Source organism: Mesobacillus harenae (assembly GCF_013343715.1).
Taxonomy (GTDB): Bacteria; Bacillota; Bacilli; order Bacillales; family Cytobacillaceae; genus Mesobacillus_A; species Mesobacillus_A harenae.
Map to the genome: position 1 here is coordinate 154,708 of NZ_JABUNR010000004.1, position 22,866 is coordinate 177,573.

23 protein-coding genes and 1 riboswitch are annotated in these 22,866 nt (G+C 41.5%); of the genes, 18 read left to right on the forward strand and 5 right to left on the reverse strand.

The annotated features are described in order from the left end of the window. Nucleotides 1-93 precede the first annotated feature (93 nt). From HRJ06_RS06615 to HRJ06_RS06685, 15 genes are all read left to right on the forward strand, one after another. Nucleotides 94-1,686, forward strand: a complete 1,593-nt coding sequence (locus HRJ06_RS06615; protein ID WP_174730728.1) for a long-chain-fatty-acid--CoA ligase — start codon at nucleotides 94-96, stop codon at nucleotides 1,684-1,686. A 124-nt stretch (nucleotides 1,687-1,810) separates the two neighbouring features. After that, nucleotides 1,811-3,004 (forward strand): DUF418 domain-containing protein, encoded by a 1,194-nt coding sequence (locus tag HRJ06_RS06620; RefSeq protein WP_174730731.1) that lies wholly within the window; start codon nucleotides 1,811-1,813, stop codon nucleotides 3,002-3,004. A gap of 344 nt (nucleotides 3,005-3,348) precedes the next feature. Continuing rightward, a riboswitch (cyclic di-GMP riboswitch) is annotated at nucleotides 3,349-3,436 on the forward strand. An 83-nt stretch (nucleotides 3,437-3,519) separates the two neighbouring features. Further along, on the forward strand, nucleotides 3,520-3,867 hold the full coding sequence (locus HRJ06_RS06625; RefSeq protein ID WP_174730734.1) for a DUF192 domain-containing protein: 348 nt from the start codon (nucleotides 3,520-3,522) through the stop codon (nucleotides 3,865-3,867). A 14-nt stretch (nucleotides 3,868-3,881) separates the two neighbouring features. Beyond that, a complete protein-coding gene (locus HRJ06_RS06630; RefSeq protein WP_174730737.1) occupies nucleotides 3,882-4,079 on the forward strand; it encodes a Flp family type IVb pilin in 198 nt (65 codons plus the stop codon). A 152-nt stretch (nucleotides 4,080-4,231) separates the two neighbouring features. After that, complete coding sequence (locus tag HRJ06_RS06635; RefSeq protein ID WP_174730739.1) at nucleotides 4,232-4,753, forward strand: A24 family peptidase; 522 nt, start codon at nucleotides 4,232-4,234, stop codon at nucleotides 4,751-4,753. Then, the gene (locus HRJ06_RS06640) at nucleotides 4,750-5,133 is read left to right on the forward strand and encodes a TadE/TadG family type IV pilus assembly protein (protein ID WP_174730742.1); all 384 of its coding nucleotides are present in this window, start codon (nucleotides 4,750-4,752) and stop codon (nucleotides 5,131-5,133) included. Before HRJ06_RS06635 ends, HRJ06_RS06640 begins: the two co-directional genes overlap by 4 nt. Nucleotides 5,134-5,144: 11 nt before the next feature. Then, on the forward strand, nucleotides 5,145-6,062 hold the full coding sequence (locus tag HRJ06_RS06645; RefSeq protein WP_242035148.1) for a pilus assembly protein TadG-related protein: 918 nt from the start codon (nucleotides 5,145-5,147) through the stop codon (nucleotides 6,060-6,062). Nucleotides 6,063-6,072: 10 nt separating this feature from the next. After that, a complete protein-coding gene (gene cpaB / locus HRJ06_RS06650; RefSeq protein WP_174730747.1) occupies nucleotides 6,073-6,792 on the forward strand; it encodes a Flp pilus assembly protein CpaB in 720 nt (239 codons plus the stop codon). Nucleotides 6,793-6,822: 30 nt separating this feature from the next. After that, on the forward strand, nucleotides 6,823-7,686 hold the full coding sequence (locus HRJ06_RS06655; protein WP_174730749.1) for a CpaE/TadZ family protein: 864 nt from the start codon (nucleotides 6,823-6,825) through the stop codon (nucleotides 7,684-7,686). After that, a complete protein-coding gene (locus HRJ06_RS06660) occupies nucleotides 7,683-9,110 on the forward strand; it encodes a TadA family conjugal transfer-associated ATPase (RefSeq protein WP_174730752.1) in 1,428 nt (475 codons plus the stop codon). Before HRJ06_RS06655 ends, HRJ06_RS06660 begins: the two co-directional genes overlap by 4 nt. Nucleotides 9,111-9,211: 101 nt before the next feature. Continuing rightward, nucleotides 9,212-10,069: a type II secretion system F family protein gene (locus HRJ06_RS06665; protein WP_242035149.1), complete on the forward strand. Its 858-nt coding sequence runs from the start codon at nucleotides 9,212-9,214 to the stop codon at nucleotides 10,067-10,069. A gap of 6 nt (nucleotides 10,070-10,075) precedes the next feature. Then, the gene (locus HRJ06_RS06670; RefSeq protein ID WP_174730755.1) at nucleotides 10,076-10,996 is read left to right on the forward strand and encodes a type II secretion system F family protein; all 921 of its coding nucleotides are present in this window, start codon (nucleotides 10,076-10,078) and stop codon (nucleotides 10,994-10,996) included. A 102-nt stretch (nucleotides 10,997-11,098) separates the two neighbouring features. Next, nucleotides 11,099-12,007, forward strand: a complete 909-nt coding sequence (locus HRJ06_RS06675) for a fumarylacetoacetate hydrolase family protein (protein WP_174731164.1) — start codon at nucleotides 11,099-11,101, stop codon at nucleotides 12,005-12,007. 95 nt (nucleotides 12,008-12,102) lie between these two features. After that, nucleotides 12,103-12,459, forward strand: coding sequence for a YisL family protein (locus tag HRJ06_RS06680; protein ID WP_174730758.1), 357 nt, complete (start codon nucleotides 12,103-12,105; stop codon nucleotides 12,457-12,459). 210 nt (nucleotides 12,460-12,669) lie between these two features. After that, nucleotides 12,670-14,385 carry a sensor domain-containing protein gene (locus HRJ06_RS06685; protein ID WP_174730761.1) on the forward strand — a complete coding sequence of 572 codons (1,716 nt, stop codon included), beginning with the start codon at nucleotides 12,670-12,672 and terminating at the stop codon, nucleotides 14,383-14,385. Between the two features lie 58 nt (nucleotides 14,386-14,443). Here the strand turns inward: HRJ06_RS06685 and HRJ06_RS06690 are convergent, their stop codons facing one another. Further along, nucleotides 14,444-15,004, reverse strand: coding sequence for a DUF2777 domain-containing protein (locus HRJ06_RS06690; protein ID WP_174730764.1), 561 nt, complete (start codon nucleotides 15,002-15,004; stop codon nucleotides 14,444-14,446). A gap of 167 nt (nucleotides 15,005-15,171) precedes the next feature. Here HRJ06_RS06690 and asnB point away from each other — a divergent pair, with 167 nt between their 5' ends. Further along, entirely contained in the window at nucleotides 15,172-17,019 is a 1,848-nt protein-coding gene (asnB, locus tag HRJ06_RS06695; RefSeq protein WP_174730767.1) for an asparagine synthase (glutamine-hydrolyzing), read from the forward strand. Between the two features lie 232 nt (nucleotides 17,020-17,251). Then, entirely contained in the window at nucleotides 17,252-18,784 is a 1,533-nt protein-coding gene (locus HRJ06_RS06700) for an alpha-amylase family glycosyl hydrolase (RefSeq protein ID WP_174730768.1), read from the forward strand. A gap of 120 nt (nucleotides 18,785-18,904) precedes the next feature. Here HRJ06_RS06700 and HRJ06_RS06705 read toward each other — a convergent pair whose 3' ends face one another. Then, entirely contained in the window at nucleotides 18,905-19,768 is an 864-nt protein-coding gene (locus tag HRJ06_RS06705) for an SDR family oxidoreductase (RefSeq protein ID WP_174730771.1), read from the reverse strand. Between the two features lie 466 nt (nucleotides 19,769-20,234). Beyond that, nucleotides 20,235-20,726: a YajQ family cyclic di-GMP-binding protein gene (locus HRJ06_RS06710; protein WP_174730775.1), complete on the reverse strand. Its 492-nt coding sequence runs from the start codon at nucleotides 20,724-20,726 to the stop codon at nucleotides 20,235-20,237. Nucleotides 20,727-21,063: 337 nt separating this feature from the next. Between HRJ06_RS06710 and HRJ06_RS06715 the strand changes: the two genes are divergently transcribed. Further along, on the forward strand, nucleotides 21,064-21,930 hold the full coding sequence (locus tag HRJ06_RS06715; RefSeq protein WP_174730778.1) for a CvfB family protein: 867 nt from the start codon (nucleotides 21,064-21,066) through the stop codon (nucleotides 21,928-21,930). Nucleotides 21,931-22,004: 74 nt separating this feature from the next. Here the strand turns inward: HRJ06_RS06715 and HRJ06_RS06720 are convergent, their stop codons facing one another. Together HRJ06_RS06720 and HRJ06_RS06725 are read right to left on the reverse strand one after the other, a co-directional pair. Further along, nucleotides 22,005-22,682, reverse strand: a complete 678-nt coding sequence (locus HRJ06_RS06720; RefSeq protein WP_174730781.1) for a hypothetical protein — start codon at nucleotides 22,680-22,682, stop codon at nucleotides 22,005-22,007. 24 nt (nucleotides 22,683-22,706) lie between these two features. After that, complete coding sequence (locus HRJ06_RS06725) at nucleotides 22,707-22,838, reverse strand: DUF3941 domain-containing protein (protein WP_174730784.1); 132 nt, start codon at nucleotides 22,836-22,838, stop codon at nucleotides 22,707-22,709. Nucleotides 22,839-22,866 lie beyond the last annotated feature (28 nt).

The following is a 22,866-nucleotide window of genomic DNA, read 5'->3' on the forward strand; positions in this document are numbered from 1 at the left end:
ACAAAATTAGCCAAAAGCGGTGCTACTAACAGGGAAGATACTATGGTAATATAAGGTATATTCATAATATTCTATAAAATCAGGAGGGTTACTATGAATGTACCATTAATATTAAATCAATTTCTGGATCGGGCCGTTTCACTTTATGGGGAAAAGGCCGCAATCTATAATGAGGACAGAGTATTTTCGTATAAGGATTTAAACGGTCGTGTGAATCAGTTGTCATCAGGCCTTAAAAAGCTTGGTGTCAAAAAGGGTGACAGAGTTGCCTACCTTGCCCCAAACACCGTTGAAATGCTGGAGGGCTTTTATGGAGTTTTTCAGCTTGGTGCTATTATGGTACCGCTTAATACCCGGTTGAAGCCTGATGATTATTTGTTTATTTTAAATCATAGTGAATCTAAGATTTTATTTGTTGATCAGGAGTTATATCAGCTTATTTCACCAATTAAAGATAAACTAACGACAGTAGAAAAAATTATTATTCATTATAACGAGGGGGAAACCAATGAGATTGGGTATGACAGCTGGCTGGAAACCCAAAACTCTTCACCTTTCGAGCGAGAATTACTAGACGAAAACGATGTATGCAGCCTGCTTTACACAAGCGGTACGACTGGCAACCCAAAAGGGGTAATGCTGACTCATCGCAACAACTATATTCACGCATTAAGTACGATGCATCATTTACGGGTGTCTGATGAAGATACGCTTCTACACGTTCTGCCCATGTTCCATGTGAACGGGTGGGGCTCACCTTTTTACTATACTGCCAATGGATCATCCCAGGTTTGCTTAAGAAAGGCATCTCCAGAAGCCATTTTCTCACTCGTGAAAAAACACGGCGTTTCAGTTATGCACATGGCGCCAACAGTGTTGAACTCCCTGCTGCAGTACAATGAGCAACATGCTCCAAACATTGACCAAGCCGTCCGAGTCGTCATTGCGGGCTCAGCACCACCGCCTGCCTTTGTCACGAAGGTTGAAAAAGAACTAGGCTGGGAATTTATCCAGGTATATGGGATGACAGAATCAACCCCGTTAAGCACGATTTCCACGATTCGTTCCCATTTAAAACAGCTGCCTATTGAGGAACAGTACCGGATGAAATCAAAAGCGGGCGTGCCAATGATAACTTGTGAAGTTAAGGTAGTGAATGATCTTGGGCAAGAGGTAGCCAAGGACGGATCTGAAATTGGCGAGGTTGTTACGAGAAGCAATGGAGTAATGAAAGGCTATTGGAAAAATGAAGAAGCAACAATCGAAGCGATCCGCAATGGCTGGCTGCATACGGGAGACATGGCCAACGTAGACCAGTATGGAAATATCGATATCGTTGACAGAAAAAAGGATGTAATTATTAGCGGCGGTGAAAATATTTCCTCGATAGAAGTAGAGGGAGTTCTTTATGATCACCCTGGTGTGCTCGAAGCGGCCGTTATTGCCGTGCCCCATGAAAAATGGGGCGAAACTCCTCACGCTTATGTAGTATTGAGGGGAAATTATAACCTTTCAACTCAGGACTTAATCGCTTTTTCTAGAGAAAAACTGGCTCACTTTAAAGCGATCACAGGGGTTACTTTTGTCGATGAACTTCCAAAAACAGCATCTGGAAAAATTCAAAAGGTTTATTTAAGAAATGAATACTGGGAATCGAATGGTGTCTCCGGCAAGTTTGTTAATTAACCAGGCTTTGTAAAGTTTATCAAAATATATTGCTGAGGCTGCTCTCTTATGGGGCAGCCTTCATGCTGTTCTGAAAATGGACTATAATGAGAGTAATAGCTCTTTCAAGAAATGAGGAAGTTTAATGAATCAAAACTCCAGGGCAACAACCAAAAGGCGAACCAGGCTTTTATCGCTCGATCTCATGAGAGGTATTGCATTGTTAGGGATTTTACTCGTAAATATGATCTCTTTTCATGCGCCTTTTTTATATATAGACCCTTTAGCTTGGTGGTCAGGTGACCTTAATCATTATACATATATTTTTATTGATGTATTTATCCAGGCGAGCTTTTACCCGCTATTTGCTTTGCTGTTTGGATATAGCATTGTTTTGTTTCAGGAGGGGAGCCTGGCAAAAGGCCTTCAGTTCTACAGAGTAGCAGTTAGAAGGCTTCTGTTCCTGCTGATAATTGGGATCATTCATATGGTTTTTGTCTGGCATGGCGATATCCTTATTACCTATGCCATATGCGGACTGCTTTTGCTGTTGTTCCTTAGGCTCTCAAGCCGGGGGTTAGTCTGGTGCGGGATTTTGCTATACAGCATTCCCAATCTGTTATTTGGCTTACTGATATTTGCTGCTGAATCTATGGCACCATCTGAAAACTTAACAACTGGTGATCCAGTTGCGGCTAGTACCTCGGTGGCTGTTTATCAAAATGGCCAATGGATAGAAATAATGAACCAAAGGATTCACGACTGGCTTCAAGTGAATAACCCAGCCTCGTTTCTTTTTCTGATACTAACGATTCTCCCATTGTTTTTAGTTGGAGCGGGCGCAGCCAAAAATAATTGGGCTGGGAATTTTTATCTTTATAAAAGACCAATGTGCTATGTATTGATATTTTTGCTGCCTTTTGGACTGCTGTTAAAATCCTTTCCGTATTTTTTTGAACAAACAGCTGCAGCTGATTATTTTCAAGACTTATTTGGCGGAGTTTTTCTGGCTATTTCATATGCGATTTCAATTGCCTTTCTTGCATGCAATGAGCGTGTAGTTAAGGTGATTATGCCGTTCGCAGCTGTTGGAAGGATGTCAATCTCAAATTACTTATTTCAATCCGTGCTGTTAACAACAGTTTTTTATGGTTATGGTCTTGGGTACTATGGAAAAGTCTCACTATTTACAGGATCAGTTGGCGCAGTACTAGTTTTTGCTCTTCAGATTATTCTCAGCAACTGGTGGTTAAATCGATACCATTTTGGACCGGTTGAATGGGTTTGGCGAAATGTGACCTATTTAGAGAGTCAAAAATGGCGAAAAAAGAATAAATAGACTAAATCTCTAAATATTTTTTGGGGGTCGCGAAGTTATTTTTGTGAAAAATGAGTCTATACTCACATAAAAACAAGTTGCTTTATGGGTCTAAGAGACTAATATTTACACAGGGTTAATGTTAGGAATGAGCAAAAATAAACATATTTTTACAATTTATTTAAAAATTCAGATAATTATATTCAAAAGTGTAGGTAAAAGGATATGGTGATGAAAGGAATATGTCGAAAAAAAGGTACTTTAGACTTGGTTTCCTGATTGAGAAAAAAGGGTATATTAGGGGATTTTGTTGGTAAATGTTACATTTTATGATGTGTTTAAGAGTTCAGTCGAATTACGCTGAATCTCGATAAAGGCAAACCTGGTGAAAACCAGCGACGCAAAACTACAGGGGCTAAGGGTGCAAAAGCACTACGCCAGCCAGTTTCCGAAAGATAAGGGCGTTATATGTATCTTAACCCCCCTTTCGGTCAAGGCGGGGTTTATTTATTTTTATGGGAATGGAGGTGTAAATTGTGAGACTCGTGAATGACAGCAATGGCGAGGAGCTAAGCAGCACAATGAAAATAGCAGCCACCTTTTTTACTAGATTAAAAGGACTGATGTTTTCAAAAGAGCTGCCAGCAGGTCACGGTCTTTACATAAAACCCTGCCGATCCATTCATACCTACTTCATGAACTATCCCATCGATGTAATCTACTTAAACGAGAAGTATGAAATTGTGGGTCTTGACGAAGCTGTTCAGCCCAGAACGATTGGAAAGTATCACAAAGGTGCGAAATCTGTCATCGAACTCCCTGAGGGTACGATACAGCGGACAAAAACCGAAGTTGGACATGCATTACAACTAAAAAACAGTTAAGGGGCTGGATGATAATGATAAACAAAATGAAAGCGTTATTTACAGAAGAACAAGGACAAGGAATGACAGAGTACGGATTAGTGTTAGGAGTAATTGCAGTGGCTGCAGTAGCGGTTTTGTTCCTTTTAGGTGACGAAATTCAAACAATGTTCAATGAAGTACTTGCTAATGTTCAAAGTAGAGCTGGAGCTACTACAACTACTACACCATAATTTGTTTTCGGTGCACATAAAATCAATTTTAACAAGGTATTGTTTAGGAATCATTCTAGTAATTAAAATTTTAAGTCAACCCGAAAAGCCTTGCGTGCGCACGTAAGGCTTTTTCAATAAAAAACCCTTTTTATGAAATGAGGGAAAGACCATTGTGGATTAATCTCTTTTTAATCATCTTGTTGACGACTTGTGTCATTACTGACTGGCGTGAACGAAAAATTTACAACAAAGTCCTTTTTCCGTTTCTGGTAATTGCCTTAGCGTACCATATTATAACAGGGGGCTGGATAGGACTTGCCGATACGTTGACTGGAACAGTTGTTGGATTTTCAATTCTGCTTATTCCTTACTTTATGGGAGGAATGGGAGCAGGAGACGTAAAGCTTTTGGCCGTAATCGGTGCGCTAAAGGGGACCGGCTTTGTGCTTATGACTGCCCTGTACATGGGGATTATTGGCGGTATCATCGGGATCCTTGTCCTATTATTCCGAAGTGGCGCGAAAGCACGCTTACTCCATTTCGCATTCATGTTTATTGGGGTGAAGCATGGAGTTAAATTCCCGTTTACTATGGATAAAGAAGCTCTGAAAACAACGTACCCATACGGAATTGCTATCGCTGCAGGAGCAATCATTGCAATTAGTGTCACACCAGGAGGCTTCTTCTCATGAGGAAGGATGAAAGTGGGCAATCAATGGTTGAGATGGCCCTCATTCTACCGATTCTTCTTTTGTTAGTCGTTGGAATTTTTGACTTGGGCCGATTAATTTATTCCTATGCGCATTTACACCAGGCTGCCCAGGAAACGGTACGTGTAGGATCACTAGGAGATAATGATGCAGAAATTACATTGTTTGCCCGGAATTATATTCATTTGGGCGATGCGAGCCAGCTTCAAGTAGGAATAACTCCGCAAGAAACAGTCCGGCATTCCGGTGATTACATGACAGTGACTCTAACTTATCCCTTAGAATTATTTACTCCTCTTTTAGGACGTATCCTTCCGTCTCCAACATTCATCACAACAGATTCCACCATAAGGGTTGAGTGAGGTGCAATGAATTGAGCCGAATTGTAAAAAAACTGCTAAACCGTCAACAAGGAAATGTGCTGCTCTTGTTCTCGCTGGCATTAATGTGTTTGATGGGAATGGCTGGACTTGCACTTGACGGCAGCTTAATTTATATGACGAAAAGCCACCTGCAGAAAACAGCGAATGCAGCAGTTTTATCCGGGGCACAGGAGCTCACTAATCAAGAGGCAAAGGTTACGGTTGTTGTCAACGATATACTGGCCTCCCATGGAGAAGCTGATTCCCTTCAAAGCTTGGGGATAGAAATGGAGAAAAGAGTAGAGGTTAGTCTTTCTAAACCGATCTCACTAAACTTTATGCGGCTATTTGGGTTTGACACGATTAATGTGCCCGCTGATGCATCAGCAGAACTAAATGCAATGGGCAGAGCAGCAGGCGCTGCACCTCTAGGAATTGATGAACGGATCACACTCGAATATTACACGCCTTATCAATTAAAGGTAGACTCATCTGACGTTGACACAGGGAATTTTGGTATTTTGGCTTTAGGTGTTCCAGGGGCAAATACCTATGAAGATAATCTGCGGTTTGGGTATAAGGATGAACTGAGGGTAAACGATGTGATTGATACACAGACCGGAAACATAGCTGACAAGACTAGGAGTTCCATTCAGGAACGCATAAATGGATGTTCACTCACTTATGAACAGGCGATTGACCGCGAATGCTCCCGAGTAATTCTAATTCCTGTCTACAAGCCTTATCTGCAGGACAGCAACCAGTTAAAATCAATCCAAATCACCGGGTTTGCGTATTTTTACATCACAGACCCGATGAGCCATAATGATACATCCATAAAAGGGATGTTCATTAAGAAGACGGGAACCGGTTATCAAGAAGACGGCAGCGTTCTAAGAGGTGCTTACAGCATCCGATTAGCAAGGTAGGTGAAGAAAAGTGCGGACAAAAGTAGTCCTATTGCTAGCTCTTATTATGGGGGCTATTACAACGGTATTATTCTTTCAGTATATGAAGTCGTACGATGCAGCAGAAACCGTAACGGCTGAAAGCACTATTGGAGTAGTCATCGCGAAAGAGCAAATCAGCAAAAATGAACGGATCCCTGCAGAAAAACTAGAAATGCAGCAGTTACCGGAAAAGTCTGTGCACACCGGAACGGCTAAAACCATAGATGAGGCCGCAGGAATGATCGCAACGGCAGATATCATCGAAGGAGAGCCAGTAATGCTTCATCGCCTCGTATCCGAGAAATCCGAGACAATTTTTGTTTCGCGAAAGGTTAGGGAAGGGTTTCGTGCCGTATCAGTGGGAGTCAACTTCACTCAGTCAGTTTCGAATTTGATTGAACCGGAAGACGAGGTTGATGTTATTTTTACAAAGCTCAAAAAGGATGAGAAAAATGAAACGGCTGCATCGTCTGTCATCCTGTTGGAAAAGGTGAGGGTTCTGGCTGTCGGCAGGAAGCTTATAGCTCCTGAAGATAAAGAAGAGTTATATGCAGAATACAGCTCGGTTACGCTGGAATTAACACCAGGTGACTCTGTCAAACTGGTAAACTCAAGCCAGGAAGGAAGCATTCACTTTATTCTGCAGCAGCGTCCGCCAGCAGAGAGCAGTACCGCCGAAATGCAGTCAGAACAGGAAGCAGCATTATAATTATTTGTAACAATAGGGAAGGTGAATGTAATGGCGAGCCAGGAACGAACTCAAACTGCAGTTGGACAAGATCCGCCGAAACGAGGAGAAATTATAGCGGTCTGCAGTGCAAAGGGCGGCGTGGGTCGGACGACGCTGACTGTTAATACAGCTGCTGCGTTTTATAAAAACAATCGGTCCGTGGGTGTATTGGACGGAGACTATCAATTTGGGGACGTCAGCCTTGCTTTAGACCTGCAGTCAGCTTTTACCGTCAAAGAAGTGGTAGAAGGAATTGAGAATCTTGACCCCTATGGATTACAAGGCTATATCAGCAGCCATGAAAGCGGTGTGAAGGTTTTGGCAGCTCCTGAGCGGCCTGAATTCGCCGACCTTGTTACAAAAGAGCATACGAACCTAATCTTAGATCTGATGGCTTCTTTATATGATTACGTGCTGGTTGACACTAGTGTGGGGCTTAGTGATAACACTCTTAATTTTATTGAAAAAGCAGACCAGGTACTTCTCGTGACAAATCTTGAGATGGCAACTTTAAAAAATACGAAACTAATGTTAGAAACCTTTTCGGTTCTAGGGTTGAGAGAAAAGGTGAAAGTCATTATTAACCGATCGACTATGCAAAGTGTCATATTAGCATCTGATGCAGCTGCAATTCTAAATGAAGAGGAGCCAATATATATCCCGAACGATTTTCAAATCTGCTCTCAATCTCTTAATATCGGAATTCCTTTTGTTATCAATCAAGGAAAATCAGAGGTTGCGAAAGCTGTATTTAAAATGGCTGAACGGATAAGCACAAGGAGAGAGATAAGTGTGCCGGCAACTAACAATTCATCTTCCTTCTTATCAAAATTACTTCCGAGAAAACGAAGGAAGGGAGGGCGGCTTGTATGAGTTTATTAAGCAGAATACAGGAGAAAAATCAGCAGTCAGCTGAATCACCAAATCCTGGGAAACCACAGCAAAGCCAGCCTGTTCAGGTCAAAGATGGTGATATCAGAACGGCATTCAGAGAAAATATCAAGCCAGAGCTAAAAAAGGCAAATACACCGAAAAAGAATGATAAGCACCAAGAACTGAAAAACCTGCTCCATAAAAAAATCTTAACGGAGCTTAAGGAAGACAATGTAGAAGAGATCATAAAACAGCTGGATAGCATGGCTCTCGAAATTATAAAGGAAAATGAGACCTTTAGAGGACATATTGACCGAAAAAAAGTTATTGAGGAGCTTGCCAATGACTTAACGGGATTCGGTCCGATCAACCCCCTTCTCCTGGATGAAGATGTTTCCGAGGTCATGGTAAATGGTCCTGATCAGGTATATTGCGAACGCAAAGGGAAGCTTGTGCTGACAGCCATACAGTTTCGTGATAATGAGCATGTTATGAGCGTTATTGAAAAAATTGTTGCACCTATAGGGAGAAGAATCGATGAAAGCTCACCGATGGTTGACGCGCGGCTTCCTGATGGATCGCGGGTAAATGCAATTATCCCTCCGTTGGCTTTGAAGGGTCCAACGATTACAATCAGGAAATTTTCCAAAGAACCATTTCAGATTGAAGATTTGGTTAACTTTGGTACCCTGACAAGCGAAATGGCTATCTTTCTGGATGCCTGTGTCAAGGCAAGGCTAAATATATTTGTCAGTGGTGGGACAGGTTCAGGAAAAACGACGACACTTAATGTCTTATCAAACTTTATACCAGAAGATGAGCGGATCGTAACGATTGAGGATGCTGCAGAACTTCAGCTGGGCCAAGATCATGTTGTCTCGTTGGAGTCACGTCCTCCTAATATTGAAGGAAAAGGAGCTATTACAATTCGGGACTTGGTAAGAAATTCTTTGAGAATGAGGCCAGATCGGGTTGTGATTGGCGAAGTCCGAGGAGCTGAAGCGCTAGATATGCTTCAGGCAATGAATACAGGACACGATGGGTCACTTGCTACCGGTCACTCAAATAGCCCGAGAGACATGATTTCCCGTCTTGAAACCATGGTTCTCCTTGCGGGGGTTGAGCTTCCGGTTAAAGCCATTCGTGAGCAAATCTCCGGTGCAATTGACCTTATTATACAGCAGACCCGTTTAAAGGATGGTTCCCGCAAAATTGTGAATATCACCGAAGTACAAGGGATGGAAGGTGATGTAATCGTTCTGCAAGATATTTTTTCTTTTAGTCAGGATGGAATGACTCCTGAAGGGAAAATCATTGGCAGATTATTGCCAACAGGAGTTAGGCCGAAATTTTATGACAGATTTGAAGCATCAAACATACATATACCAGCCAGCGTCTTTATTGAAGCAGAGGTATGGACATGATGATTTATATTATTCTAGTCTTTTTTTTGCTGACTTGCTTTTTCTTGTTTTCCTTTATATTTGGGACTTTGCTCAGATCGGATAAAAGAATTGAGAACAGAATGAAAAGGTACTTAACTTCGCCCGAAACAAAACTTACTAACAAGCAGCTAAATGTTTTTTATCAGCTGAAGCTTGCCAAGAATGGAATCCGAAAAAGTGTCCTTACAAAAGAAAAGAATAATAAGCTCGAGGTATCGATTGCTCGCTCCGGCCTCCCATTAAAGCCCGAAGAATATATTCTGTTTCAATGGATCAGTATTGGATTTACGGGTGGTATATTTGGGCTAGTGACCGATAACTGGCTTTTCGTCGGAGTTGGAGCCTTACTAGGCCTCTGGATTCCCAAGTGGTACATCAAGAAAAAACAGCATGATAGGCTTGTTAAATTTAATGAGAGCCTCCCAGATATGATTACTACTATTGTAGGGTCACTCAGAGCAGGCTTCAGTTTCCCGCAGGCCCTCAAAACCGTCGGGGAGGAAGCACAGTCCCCAGTGAAGGAAGAAGTTGAACGCCTTTTGAAGGAAATGCAGTACGGAAGTTCTCTTGAGGAATCTCTGCTTGAACTTTACGAAAGGATGCCTAGCGAGGATCTAGACCTTATGATCCAGGCTATTTTAATTCAAAGACAGGTTGGCGGCAACCTTGCGACAGTATTGGATAAAATCGTCGAAACGATTCGTGACCGGACCAGAATCCAAAGGCAGATTAAGACATTAACAGCTCAAGGGAGAATGTCAGGAATTGTGATCGGGTTATTGCCCATAGTTTTGGCCTTTATCCTGTATGTAATTGAGCCAGATTATATTGGTACCCTGTTCCGCCATCCAATCGGAATTGGACTTTTGGTTGCAGCAGTTGTTTCAGGGATGATCGGCTTAGTGCTGATAAAAAAAATAACGACTATTGAGGTGTAAACAGCCATGATGTACCTCACCTTCTTTTTATTTATTAGTCTTTTTTCATACGGGCTATTATTAAGCAAAGCTGAAAAAAATCAGCATGTTGAGCAGCGCATGGAAGCTTTCATAACTGGCAGAAAGGACGGGAAACTTCCAGGCAGAGATGCGGAAAGTCATCCATCATTATTTAGGCGGCTTATTTTGCCGATATGGAGTGATTTTAAAAGAAGTTTTAAAAGGAGAATGCCGGGGGAAAAAGAAGCAAAGCTAGAAAAAAAATTACAGATGGCCGGCAGCCCGTTTGGGATTACGCCAGTAGACTTTCGTCTGCTGCAAATCGCTCTTCTTTTCACTCTTCCGCTCGCGTTTGGCGGGTATGCTTGGGTTCTGGGTGTGGGTGCCGGTCCCAAAATGATTTTTATAATCACAGGAATTGTCGTTGCAATTGTGCTTCCTAATTTTTATTTACAACAAAAAATGAAAACAAGAAATCATCATGCATTGCGGGAGCTGCCAGACGTCCTAGACCTGCTGACAGTCAGCCTGGAGGCTGGGCTAGGTTTTGATGCGGCCGTCAACAAAGTGGTATCGAAAAAAGGCGGAGTGATTGCGAGTGAATTTCACCGCTGCCTAGAAGAAATGAGACTTGGAAAAACTAGGCGGGAGGCTTTATCAGGAATAAGGGACCGTTTAAGTGTTGATGAAGTACGCGCTTTCATTGGAAGTATTTTACAGGCCGAAAAGCTCGGTATCGGCATGGTTCTTGTTTTAAGAGTCCAATCAAATGAGGTCCGTGAACAGAGAAAACAGCGAGCAGAAGAAGCGGCTATGAAGGCACCGATAAAAATGCTTTTTCCACTTGTACTATTTATATTTCCCAGCTTGTTTATCGTGTTGCTTGGCCCTGCGCTGATTCAATTTATTGAAACGTTTCAAAAATAGTTCGGAGGCTCAGAATTGAACAGATTTTATCTCGATGGACACAGGAATATACACGGTTGGTATCGAAAAAAGGAAGTGATAGAAGAAAAAGAGGTGGAGAGTATGAAGTTTGTAACAGCAAATGATCAATTGGGCTCATTTGTAGGGCTAGTAAGCAATGATGACAATATGGTACTACCGTTGGGACGTACAGACCTAAAGCGAAACGGTGAAAATCAAATCCCTGATACCTTGCTTGGCTGCATTTCCCAAGGAAACGCTTTTCTGGATAAAGCAAAGTCGTTAGCAGAATGGGCAGACTTGCAGTCGGATGAAAATCAATATTATCTTCCGATTCAGTCAGTTGAATTAGAGTCACCAATCCCAAGGCCAGCTAAAAATATTTTCTGTGTGGGGAAGAATTATGCTGAACATGCGATTGAGATGGGAAGCAAAGACGATATACCTGAACACATAATGGTCTTCACAAAGGCACCGACTTCAGTTATTGGGCATAATCAAACCATCTTGCCGCATCACGAAGTAACCAGCGAGCTCGATTATGAAGGTGAACTTGCGGTTATCATTGGGAAAAAAGGCCGGAGGATCTCGAAGGAAGAAGCACTGGATTATGTGTTTGGCTATACGATTGTGAACGATATAACAGCAAGAGACCTGCAGGCGAAGCATAAGCAGTTTTTTATCGGGAAAAGTCTTGATACATCCTGTCCAATTGGGCCATGGGTTGTTCACTCTTCGGTGGTTAAAAATCCAAATCAGTTGAATATACAAACGGCGGTTAACGGAGAAATCAGACAAAATGCGAATACAGAACAGTTTATTTTTCCAATTGAAGAGATTATATCTATCTTATCAAAGGGTATGACTCTTGAGGCTGGGGATATTATAGCAACTGGGACGCCTGCTGGTGTTGGCAAGGGTTTCAATCCACCACGTTATCTTAAATCCGGGGATGAAATTAAAATAACAGTTGAAAAAGTTGGAACATTGATCAATAAAGTTGGCTATTAAAGATTATAAAATTATGTGTCATTATAGGTGAATTTTATGCATTTTACCGAGAATATGGTATGATAACTTAGAATTTACATAAGGAGGACATGCAGATGACACATGCCCATATTACGGCCTGGCTTTTAGCGCTGATTCTATTTTTCGTTGCCCTGGGGCTGCAAAAAGGCGGAAATGCCAAAGGTGCCAAAATAGTTCAAATGATACTTAGAGTGCTCTACATTTTGATTCTATTAACAGGAATTATGATGCTTTTCGATCTAACCACCATTAGCATGCTTTATATTTTAAAGAGCGCTGTTGGGCTTTGGATAATTGCCCTATTTGAAATTATCCTCGCCCGTACAAGCCGGAATGAGAATGCATCCGTTTTATGGATTCAGTTCGCCATTGCCCTGGTCCTTGTACTTTATCTAGGTTTTAGCCTTCCATTAGGATTTGATTGGTTTTAATTAGCATTAGCTGCCGCATTTAGGCAGCTTTTTTCTTTTAGGGCTCTGTTAAGCCCTCTTTTAAAAAAGGACCGGGCTGTCCTAGTTTCCGTGACTAGTATATTTTATGAATGTGCCTGAATTGTTCTTTTAATTGTAATATTTAGAGGAAGAAAAATATGGTATTTTAAGAGCAGGGATATTGGAGAAATACTAGATTTGGAGAAAATCATGGCCACTAAAACTTCCTGCAAATATGAAGGCGACCTACCATTCAATGGCTCTATTGAAAAACAGAGCCGTGATTATTTCCAAGCATTTTTTAAAAATAATACAGACTTTGTTTATTCTACTGATCTAGAAGGACGATTAACAAGCGTGAATCCAGCTTTTCTTAAAACCTTTGAGTGTACAGAACGAGAAGCACTTGGAAAGACCTCAGTGAGTTACTTCAATTCTAAAGATAAGCCCCGGTTAAATTCCCTTTTTGAAGCAGCCTTAAAAGGGGCTGAACAAACATACAGCCTTGAAATTAAAGGGAAGACAGGGGCGCAGCTGTATCAAGTAAAAAAGATGCCTATTATAGTAGAAGAACAGATAATTGGAACATATGGAATTGGAAGGAATATCAACGACCAAAAAGAAAAGGAAGAAAAGATTATCCAGTTGGCATATTACGACCATGAGACAGGCCTGCCGAACCGGATGAACTTTATGGAGAGACTGGAAGAACGAGTGCGCAAGGCTAGAATCACAAACTCAAAGCTAGCCGTTTTAATTTTAGACTTGGACCGCTTTAAATTTATAAACGACAGCCTCGGCCATTATGCGGGTGACTTCATTCTTAAAGGAATAGCTGGAAGGATAAAGTCAGTCATAGGATCTGATACATTTATGGGGAGATTTAGCGGGGATAAGTTTATCATCTTGGTTGAAAAGAAAGTGAGCCTTGATGAAACTATGAATGCTGCTAAAGGAATCCTTAAGGAGATCTCTAAGCCTATTGTCTATGAAACTAAGGAATTTTCCGTAACTGCAAGTCTGGGGATCAGCCTTTTTCCAGAAGACGGGGCAGAAGAAAATATATTATTAAAGAATGCGGATGTTGCGATGAATCGGTCAAAACAGCAGGGCGGTAATCGGATTACCTTCTTTTCAACCGAAATGAACGGAGAAGCGATGATTAGGCTTGAACTCGAAAGTTGTTTACGAAAGGCTTTGCAGAAAAATGAATTCTTTCTGTGTTATCAGCCATTAATAGATCTGCAAACTGGACAAATTTCAGGAGGAGAAGCACTAATCCGCTGGAATCATCCTAAACTTGGTCTTGTCTCGCCCAATCAGTTCATCCCGTTAGCCGAAGAAACAGGGCTAATTGAACCCATTAGCCAATGGGTAATCAAAACAGCCTGCAGGCAGACAAAGAAATGGCATAAAAAGGGCCTTGGGAAATTGCAAATTGCTGTTAATGTGGCAGCTAGCCAATTTCAGCAGCCTAATTTTGTATATGCAGTAAAAACAGCTCTGGAAGAGTGCCAGCTTGACCCAAGGTATTTAACTCTGGAGCTTACGGAGAGGACAATGCTTAGAAATATTAATTATAGTATTTCGGTTATTAAATCCCTGCAAAAATTAGGTGTTAGAGTGTCAATTGATGATTTTGGTACGGGGTACTCATCACTAAGTTATTTGAAGCACCTGCCCATCAACACTTTAAAAATTGATCAATCCTTCATTAATAACCTGCACCAAGAACCATCCGACATCGCCATTGTCCGGGCTATCATCACAATGGGTCAGGGGCTTGATGTAAAGGTAGTGGCTGAGGGAGTAGAATCCAAGCAGCAAATTGATATATTAAAAGAGTTAAAGTGCCATTATGCACAGGGATTTTATATTCAAAAGCCAGTTAGTCCAACTGAGTTTGGACAGGGATATATATTTTAAACAGAGAAGTCTGCCCTTGATAGGCAGACTTCTTTATCTATTTTATAGTGAGGCAGATTCAGGATATTCTTTCAATCAGTGTCCGTCTTCCAGAGCTTAACGTAAATTCAAATCGGTCATTTTGCTGGTCAAAATAATCAAAGTGATGCTGAACATTCGCGATCTCTTCCTGGTTATCAAACATAATAAAATTAACGCCGCTTTTTCCTTCACTTTGAGCAAGGAAGGTTAAGTGATTATAACAGTAAATGCAATCATAAATCGAGAATTGCAGGCTGTTCAGTGTTGTTATAAAGTGTAAAAACGCATCCTCATTTAGTTCTTCTAACAACCGCTCTAACGAATAGACAAGCTGCTTGCGTATGCGAACAGGATCATTATTTGTTAGGTCAATAAGACTTGCCCCGGTTTGTATCTTTCCCTCTTTAAGAAGCAGTCCCTTCTTCCAGCGGTTATGACGGTAAACCTCGATCTCCTGGTGTATATAGTCATCAAGCAAGAGAGCTTCTTCTGTTTCATCATCAAAAAATACCCATTGTTCATTAATGTTTTCTATTGAACCTTCAGTAAAAGCACGAAGCTGAGATTCTAAAAGTTGTGAACGTTGCTGTTGATTCATAGTTACCTCCGAAAATAAATGCCTCACCATCCTTTTTAGACAGTTTCATCAGAATTTATAACTGGGCATCCCTGGAAATAGACGATTAACCATATATGCAGAACTCGCATATGTTGAAAATATGTTTTAAAAAGACTGAGCGCTTTTTAGCAGAAAGGATGAGTAAAATGTGCGGGATAACCGGTTGGGTTAATTATAAAAGGGACCTAAGAAATGAACAAAAAACAGTAGCCAAAATGGCAGATACACTAGCATTTAGGGGCCCAGACGATACAAATTTATGGGTCCGCCATAACATCGCGTTAGGCCATAAACGCTTAATTGTTGTAGACCCAGAAGGCGGAATACAGCCTATGACTAGGGAGAAAAGCTCCAACCACTATACGATCTGCTATAACGGCGAACTTTATAATACTGAAGATCTAAGAAAAACCCTGTTATTAAAAGGATATTCATTTGAAGGCCATTCCGATACAGAAGTTTTGCTGACTTCCTATATTGAATGGGGGGAAAGCTGTTTGGAGCATCTAAACGGAATATTCGCATTCGCAGTCTGGGATGAGCAAAAGGAGCAATTGTTTATTGGCCGGGATCGTCTTGGGGTGAAGCCTTTATTTTACAGTGAGCTGGGAGCAGGCCTTATCTTCGCTTCAGAATTAAAGGCATTATTGGCACACCCTGATATGAAAGCTGAACTAACTAGAGAGGGACTTTCCGAAGTTTTCGCTCTTGGTCCTTCGCGTTCCCCCGGTTCGGGTGTGTTTAAAGGGATTAAAGAGCTAAGGCCAGGCCATGCCCTTAATTTTTCAAAGAATGGACTGAAAACATGGCGCTACTGGAATGTAAAAAGTGAGAAACATACTGACACCATTGAAGAAACTGCTGAAAAGGTTGGCTTTTTAGTAAGAGATGCAGTGACAAGACAGCTTGTTTCAGATGTGCCGCTGTGTACATTCTTATCAGGAGGTCTTGATTCAAGTGCAATTACCGCGATTGCGGCTAATGAATACTTAAAGGAAGGCAAAGGAAAATTTCATACTTACTCAATAGAGTATGAAGAAAATGAAAAGTATTTTAAGGAAAGTGAATTTCAGCCTAATTCAGATTTGCCCTGGATTAATAAGATGCAGGAATCCTTTAATACGGCCCACAATTTCAGTGTCATTACCCAGCAGCAGCTTGCTGAGTACCTAAAGGAAGCGGTCCACGCAAGAGACTTACCGGGAATGGCTGATATAGACTCATCTCTCTTATGGTTTTGTAAAGAAGTTAAAAAGGACTTTACAGTCAGCTTGTCCGGCGAATGTGCTGATGAAATATTTGGCGGGTACCCATGGTTTCACCGTGAAGATGATCTAAATAGAAGCGGTTTTCCCTGGATGCGCTCAACAAAAGAAAGGCAGGGGCTATTGCGGGATCATTGGTCAGATAAGCTTAAACTCGATGACTATGTTATGGAAAAGTATAATCAGACAGTTGCGGAAACCCCTGCCCTTGAAGGAGAGAGTGCTGCAGAGGCTAGGAGGAGAGAAATATTTTATCTAAATCAAACCTGGTTTATGACGACGTTGCTAGATCGTAAGGACAGGATGAGTATGAGGGCCAGTTTGGAGGTTAGGGTTCCGTTTGCAGATCATCGGCTTGTTGAGTATGCATGGAATATCCCTTGGGAGATGAAAATGTATAAAGGGCGTGAAAAAGGAATTCTGAGAAAATCGCTTGAAGGTCTTTTGCCCGATGAGGTTTTATACCGTAAGAAGAGTCCATATCCGAAAACTCATCATCCACAATACACCGAGGCGGTTCTGCAGCTTTTAAATGAATGTCTCCAAGATTCACATAGTGCTTTGCATGAGTTTTTTGATAAGAATCAGCTTCGTGCAATTATGGACTCGGAAGGTGCAGCATTTAAAACACCATGGTTTGGCCAGTTAATGACGGGGCCTCAGCTGCTGGCATATTTAGTGCAGACACATATCTGGTTTAAAGATTACAATATTAATATTACTGATTAGCCAGGCGGCACTCCACTATTCTTCTTAGGGGGGTGCTTTTTGGGTGAAAAAGAGATATTATAAGGAGTGGCTATGACTAGTATTAAATATACCTTAGCCCTCTTTTTGATGCTCTTTTTTTGGTGCATGTCGGGTTTGACTGGGAGTACCTTAAAAGATAATCAAATAGTAAATAAATCTAACAAGCAAAAGGCTGCAGTGTCTTTGCTTGTGTTCTGAAGGAGCTGCAGAAATGAAAAAAGGAATGCTTTCAACTCTCATTGCTGCTGTTTTTCTTTTAACAGGCATTCCTGTGGGAGCGGCAGAAAAAGAAGAGCGGAAATTGCAGGATGAAACGGTTTATCTCTTGATGGTTGACCGATTTAATAATGGGGATTTCAGCAATAATTTCGAAGTTAACACTAAGGACCCGACTGCTTTTCAGGGTGGGGACTTCCAGGGAATCATTGATCAGCTCGATTATATAAAGGATATGGGGTTTACTTCAATCTTGCTGACGCCAATTTTTGATAATTCATCAATGGGCTATCATGGCTACTGGGTAACCGATTATTACAAAACAGAAGAACACTTTGGTTCAATTGAGACGTTCAAACAGCTTGTGGAAGAGGCGCATAACCGAGATATCAAGATTATATTAGACTTTGTCGCCAACTCTGTATCTCCTGAGCATGAATGGGTTAACGACCCTGCGAAAGAAGACTGGTTCCATGAAGATAGTCTTTCAGCGAATCAAGGTGACCAGGAACAGCTTGAAGGTTTGCCAGATCTAAACCATGATAATCCAGAGGTGCGGGATTATTTAATGGAAGCTGCCAAATGGTGGATTTCGGAGACAAATATCGATGGCTACCGGCTCGATTCAGTCAATCATGTACCAGCCGATTTTTGGACCGAATTTACACATGAAGTTAAAAGTATGAAAGAAGATTTTTACCTTCTAGGAGAGGTACCATCCAACGAGCCAGCAGAGATTGCTCAGTATAATCAAACTGAAATTGATGGATTTCTAAATTACCCTCTAATGGAGCCTTTACGGACAGCCTTTGCTCAGCCAGGCCAGCCCTTGGACATGCTATTTTCAGTTTCTGAGCAAAACGAATCTGTCTATAAAGATCCTTATCTAATGATGTCCTTCATGGATAACCATGACACAGTTCGTTTTACGCGGGATGCTATTAATAACAACCAGCATCCTGGTGCGCGCTGGAAGCTTGCCCTTACTTACCTGTATACGACGCCTGGTATACCAGCCGTTTATTATGGAAGTGAAATCGCACTTGATGGCGGAGAAGCGCCGGAAAACAGAAGACTGATGGACTTCCGCACAGATAAAGAATTGGTTGATCACATAACCAAGCTTGGAGAATTGCGCGCGGATCTGCCTTCCCTAACAAGAGGAACGATGGAATTGCTTTATGAAGCCAATGGGATGGCTGTATATAAACGTGTCTACGAGGATGAAACAACTGTTATTGCCATTAATAACACAACTGAAACTCATTCTGTGACATTGACCTCTGAGCACTTGGAGGGAGAGATGGAATTGCGGGGCCTCCTTGCCAATGACCTGATTAGAAGCAACGGGGAAGAGTATCTGCTTGTTCTTGATCGTGAAGAATCCGAAATTTATGTGCTGGCAGAAAGAACGGGTTTAAACATTCCCTATCTAGTAGTCATGGGTACAGTTTATGCCGCATTTTTCGGATTCATTTATTTATTGTGGAAAAGAGCAAAACGTAAAAACTCCGAGGAAAATGAATAGGTAAGATTTACTGTTCGAGTGGGTTGAAGTGGAAAGAAAAAAAGGCAAAGCTGTGGCTTTGCCTTTTTTCTATTTCCCATTTATAAGCTAATCTGAATCAGCATCAGAGGATCAATAATTTTAGCCATTTAAAATCGTTCCCCCGTTAACATGTATGGTTTGACCGCTGACATATGAAGAGTCATCGCTAGCCAGGTAGACATAGGCGGGGGCGAGTTCGTATGGCTGGCCAGCACGGCCCATTGGTGAATTGGTTCCAAATTTGGAAACCTTGTCAGCAGAAAAAGTCGATGGAATTAAAGGTGTCCATATTGGTCCCGGTGCCACACTGTTTACCCGGATCCCATTTCCTGAAAGTGACATAGCAAGGGATCTTGTGAAAGAAACGATAGCTCCTTTAGTGGAGGAATAGTCAATTAGCATTTCATTTCCCTTATAAGCAGTGATAGAAGATGTGTTTATAATCGTGCTTCCTTCTTTTAGATGGGGAAGGACAGCCTTTGTTAAATGGAAAATCGAAAATACATTTGTCCGGAATGTTTTTTCCATTTGCTCTGCCGAGATATCCAGCAAGCTGTTTTGTGGATGCTGTTCAGCTGCGTTATTCACAAGAATATCGATTTTATCAAATTCATTAAGTGTTTGCTCTACGACATCCTTACAAAAGGCTTCGCTGCCAATGTCACCAGATAACAGAAGGCATTTTTGGCCCTCTGCTTCGACCAGCTGTTTAGTCTCCTCGGCATCTTTATTTTCATTTAGGTAAACAATCGCAACATTGGCGCCTTCTTTAGCATAATAGATGGCAATTGATTTGCCGATACCACTGTCTCCTCCAGTGATTAAAGCAACCTTATTTTTCAGTTTTCCTGATCCTTTATAATTTTCATCTACCGAAATTGGTTCCGGATGCATCTCATCCTCGGTACCCGGCTGGTGATCTTGATGCTGAGCGGGGAAGCCTTTCTTATTTTCACTTGTCATTAATCTTCACTCCTAACATTAGTTTAGACTTTAATTATTTAATTCCATTAATTGCTTGAGAAAAAACATGGTAAATTTTTCGGGGGGCTAAGATTTCCTATTTTATTAAAAAAATCTCGTTCACGTTGAGCGAGCTGGTATATCGAGAGCTAGGTCTAGGCTCTGGAAACAGTTAATCACATCTTCTTGTACATGGGCTATTTCAAAGGGTGTAAAATCGATGTAATGGGGACTGCAAAACCAAGGGGACCCCAAAGGCTTTCAAGCGACGATAAGTATGAAAAAGTGCAGCCTACCCAGAATAAGACGGCTGGTCACTGTGGGGATTATCTATGAAGATTCCCTTAAGATAGTGATAAAGAGGATGGCCTTCAGCATGTGCAGCATACTAAAAAGGTGATAGTGAGGAATTTTTCAATTAAAAAAGGATCCCTTATAGAGATCCTCTGCATGCTTATTTAGCTTTTTAACGATAGTTTACAAACTGAACATCAATCGATAGATCTGCTTCTCTTACAGCAGCTATGATTTGCTGAAGATCATCACGGTTCTTGCCGGTTACACGCACCTGATCGTCTTGAACCTGGCTCTTCACCTTAACTCCGCTATTTTTTATTATCGTGTTGATTTTTTTAGCATTTTCTTTGTCAATTCCCTGTACTAGCTTAGCTCGTTGTCTGATCGTACCGCCTGAAGCTCGTTCAATTTTGCTGTAATCTAGGTTTTTAATTGGGATTCCTCTTTTTATCATTTTTCCTAGCAATACATCCTTTAATTGATCCATCTTGAACTCATCATCAGAAACGAGGACAAGATCTTCTTTATCAAGTGTGACCTCACTTTTGCTGCCCTTGAAATCGTAGCGATTTTGAATTTCTTTCATTGTTAGGCTTATTGCATTAGTTACTTCAGAAAAATCAACTTTTGATACAATATCAAATGAACTTTCTTTTGACATAAAAACAGGACCTCCAATTAGTAATTCAAGTACAATAAGTGCAACTGACCGAAATTTTATCCTCAATATTCGAGATCGTTTCACTTTATCTTTATATTATAGTAAAATATAGCAGTTCAAACAACTTTTCATAAAGGCTCTGTTCGTAAACTTATTGCATTTAATACTTAATATGAAAACTAATACAAATAGTAATAGTGTATATGTTAGAGGTTCTACTAAAATTTGCTCAGACATCTAAATTAGTAAAACGTAGACAGTTATTCGTAAACAACAATCCTTTTGAAGCAGCTTTAAAACTTAGAAGTAAAGAAATAAGATTCTCAGGAGGTAGGCAATGTCTCTAGAACAATACACAGGACAAATTATTGAATTGGATGTAGCAAGGATCGTTGATTTCGGCTACTTTTTAACAGATGGGGAGGAAGATGTCTTACTTCATAAAAATGAGACTGACCAGGAATTTCAGGAGGGCGATAAAGTAACAGCCTTTTTATATGTGGATTCCCAAGGAAGGCTGTCAGCAACCACTACTATGCCAGCCGTAACTGTCGGAAAATATGAATGGGTTCCAGTTGTAGACGTGAACGATGGAATCGGCGTTTTCCTTGATATAGGAATTAGCAAAGATATTTTACTCGGAGAGGAAGATCTGCCCGCTTTAAGGTCGGTTTGGCCAGAAAAAGGGGACATGTTGTTTATTACATTGAGAGTCAATCGCAATAACTTGATATATGCCCGAATGGCGAGCGATCAAGTTATTCAGGAAATTTCCCGTGAAGCAAGGCGTGAGGATTTTAACAAAAACGTTCATGGCTATATCTACAGAACTGCTAAAGTGGGAAGCTGGGTTTCAACGGTTGATGGCTTCAAAGGCTTTATACATGAATCACAGCGCAAAACTGAACCGCGGCTTGGCGAAAAGATAGAGGGCAGAATCATTGATATAAAAGAAGATGGGACTGTCAACATCTCCATGCTGCCTCGTAAACAAGAGTCACTTGACGAAGATACGGAAAAACTTATTGCCTATTTGGAAATGAGAAATGGGGCAATGCCCTATGGTGACAAAAGCATGGCGGAGGATATACAAGTACGCTTCAATATGAGCAAGGGCTCATTTAAAAGGGCTCTCGGCAGGCTGATGAAAGAAGGTCGGGTTTACCAAAAAGATGGCTGGACCTATATTAAAGAAGAAAAGTAGAGCAGGCTATAAAGCCCGCTCTACTTTTTTAGTTATAGGAAGGTATAACATTCTCCGCAGCTCTGCAAACTTAACTACAGTCCTTTGCATTCGGACTCGTCCGAGCCAATTCCATCCTGTGCTGTCCGAATAAGCCCGGCATTCGGACTCGTCCGAGCCAATTCCAGCCTGTGCTGTCCGAATAAGTCCGGCAATCGGACTCGTCCGAGCCAATTCCATCTTGCGCTGTCCGAATAAGTCCTGCATTCGGACTCGTCCGAGCCAATTCCATCCTGCGCTGTCCGAATAAGCCCGGCATTCGGACTCGTCCGAGCCAATTCCATCCTGTGCTGTCCGAATAAGTCCTGCATTCGGACTCGTCCGAGCCAATTCCATCCTGTGCTGTCCGAATAAGCCCGGCATTCGGACTCGTCCGAGCCAATTCCATCCTGTGCTGTCCGAATAAGTCCTGCATTCGGACTCGTCCGAGCCAATTCCATCCTGTGCTGTCCGAATAAGCCAAGCATTCGGACTCGTCCGAGCCAATTCCATCCTGTGCTGTCCGAATAAGCCAAGCATTCGGACTCGTCCGAGCCAATTCCATCCTGTGCTGTCCGAATAAGCCCGCATTCGGACTCGTCCGAGCCAATTCCATCCTGCGCTGTCCGAATAAGCCCGGCATTCGGACTCGCGTCAGTCATAGCCCGCCAATCAAGTCCAAACAGAATCACAAATGAACGGCATGCTTGATCATTTCGGTTAAGAGGCTCCACTCATGTTTCCCTTGAAGAGACGTATTACAGGTGGTCTGTTTTCTTTGAAAATTGCTTTTTACCAGCTTTGCGGTTTTTTTCGCGAAGCATATTCTTTTCGTGTCGCATTGCATTATGATCTTGAGCCTTTTTATCATTGTCAGAAGTATGTGGCATTGAAAAAACCCCTTTCAGTTAAGTAAGA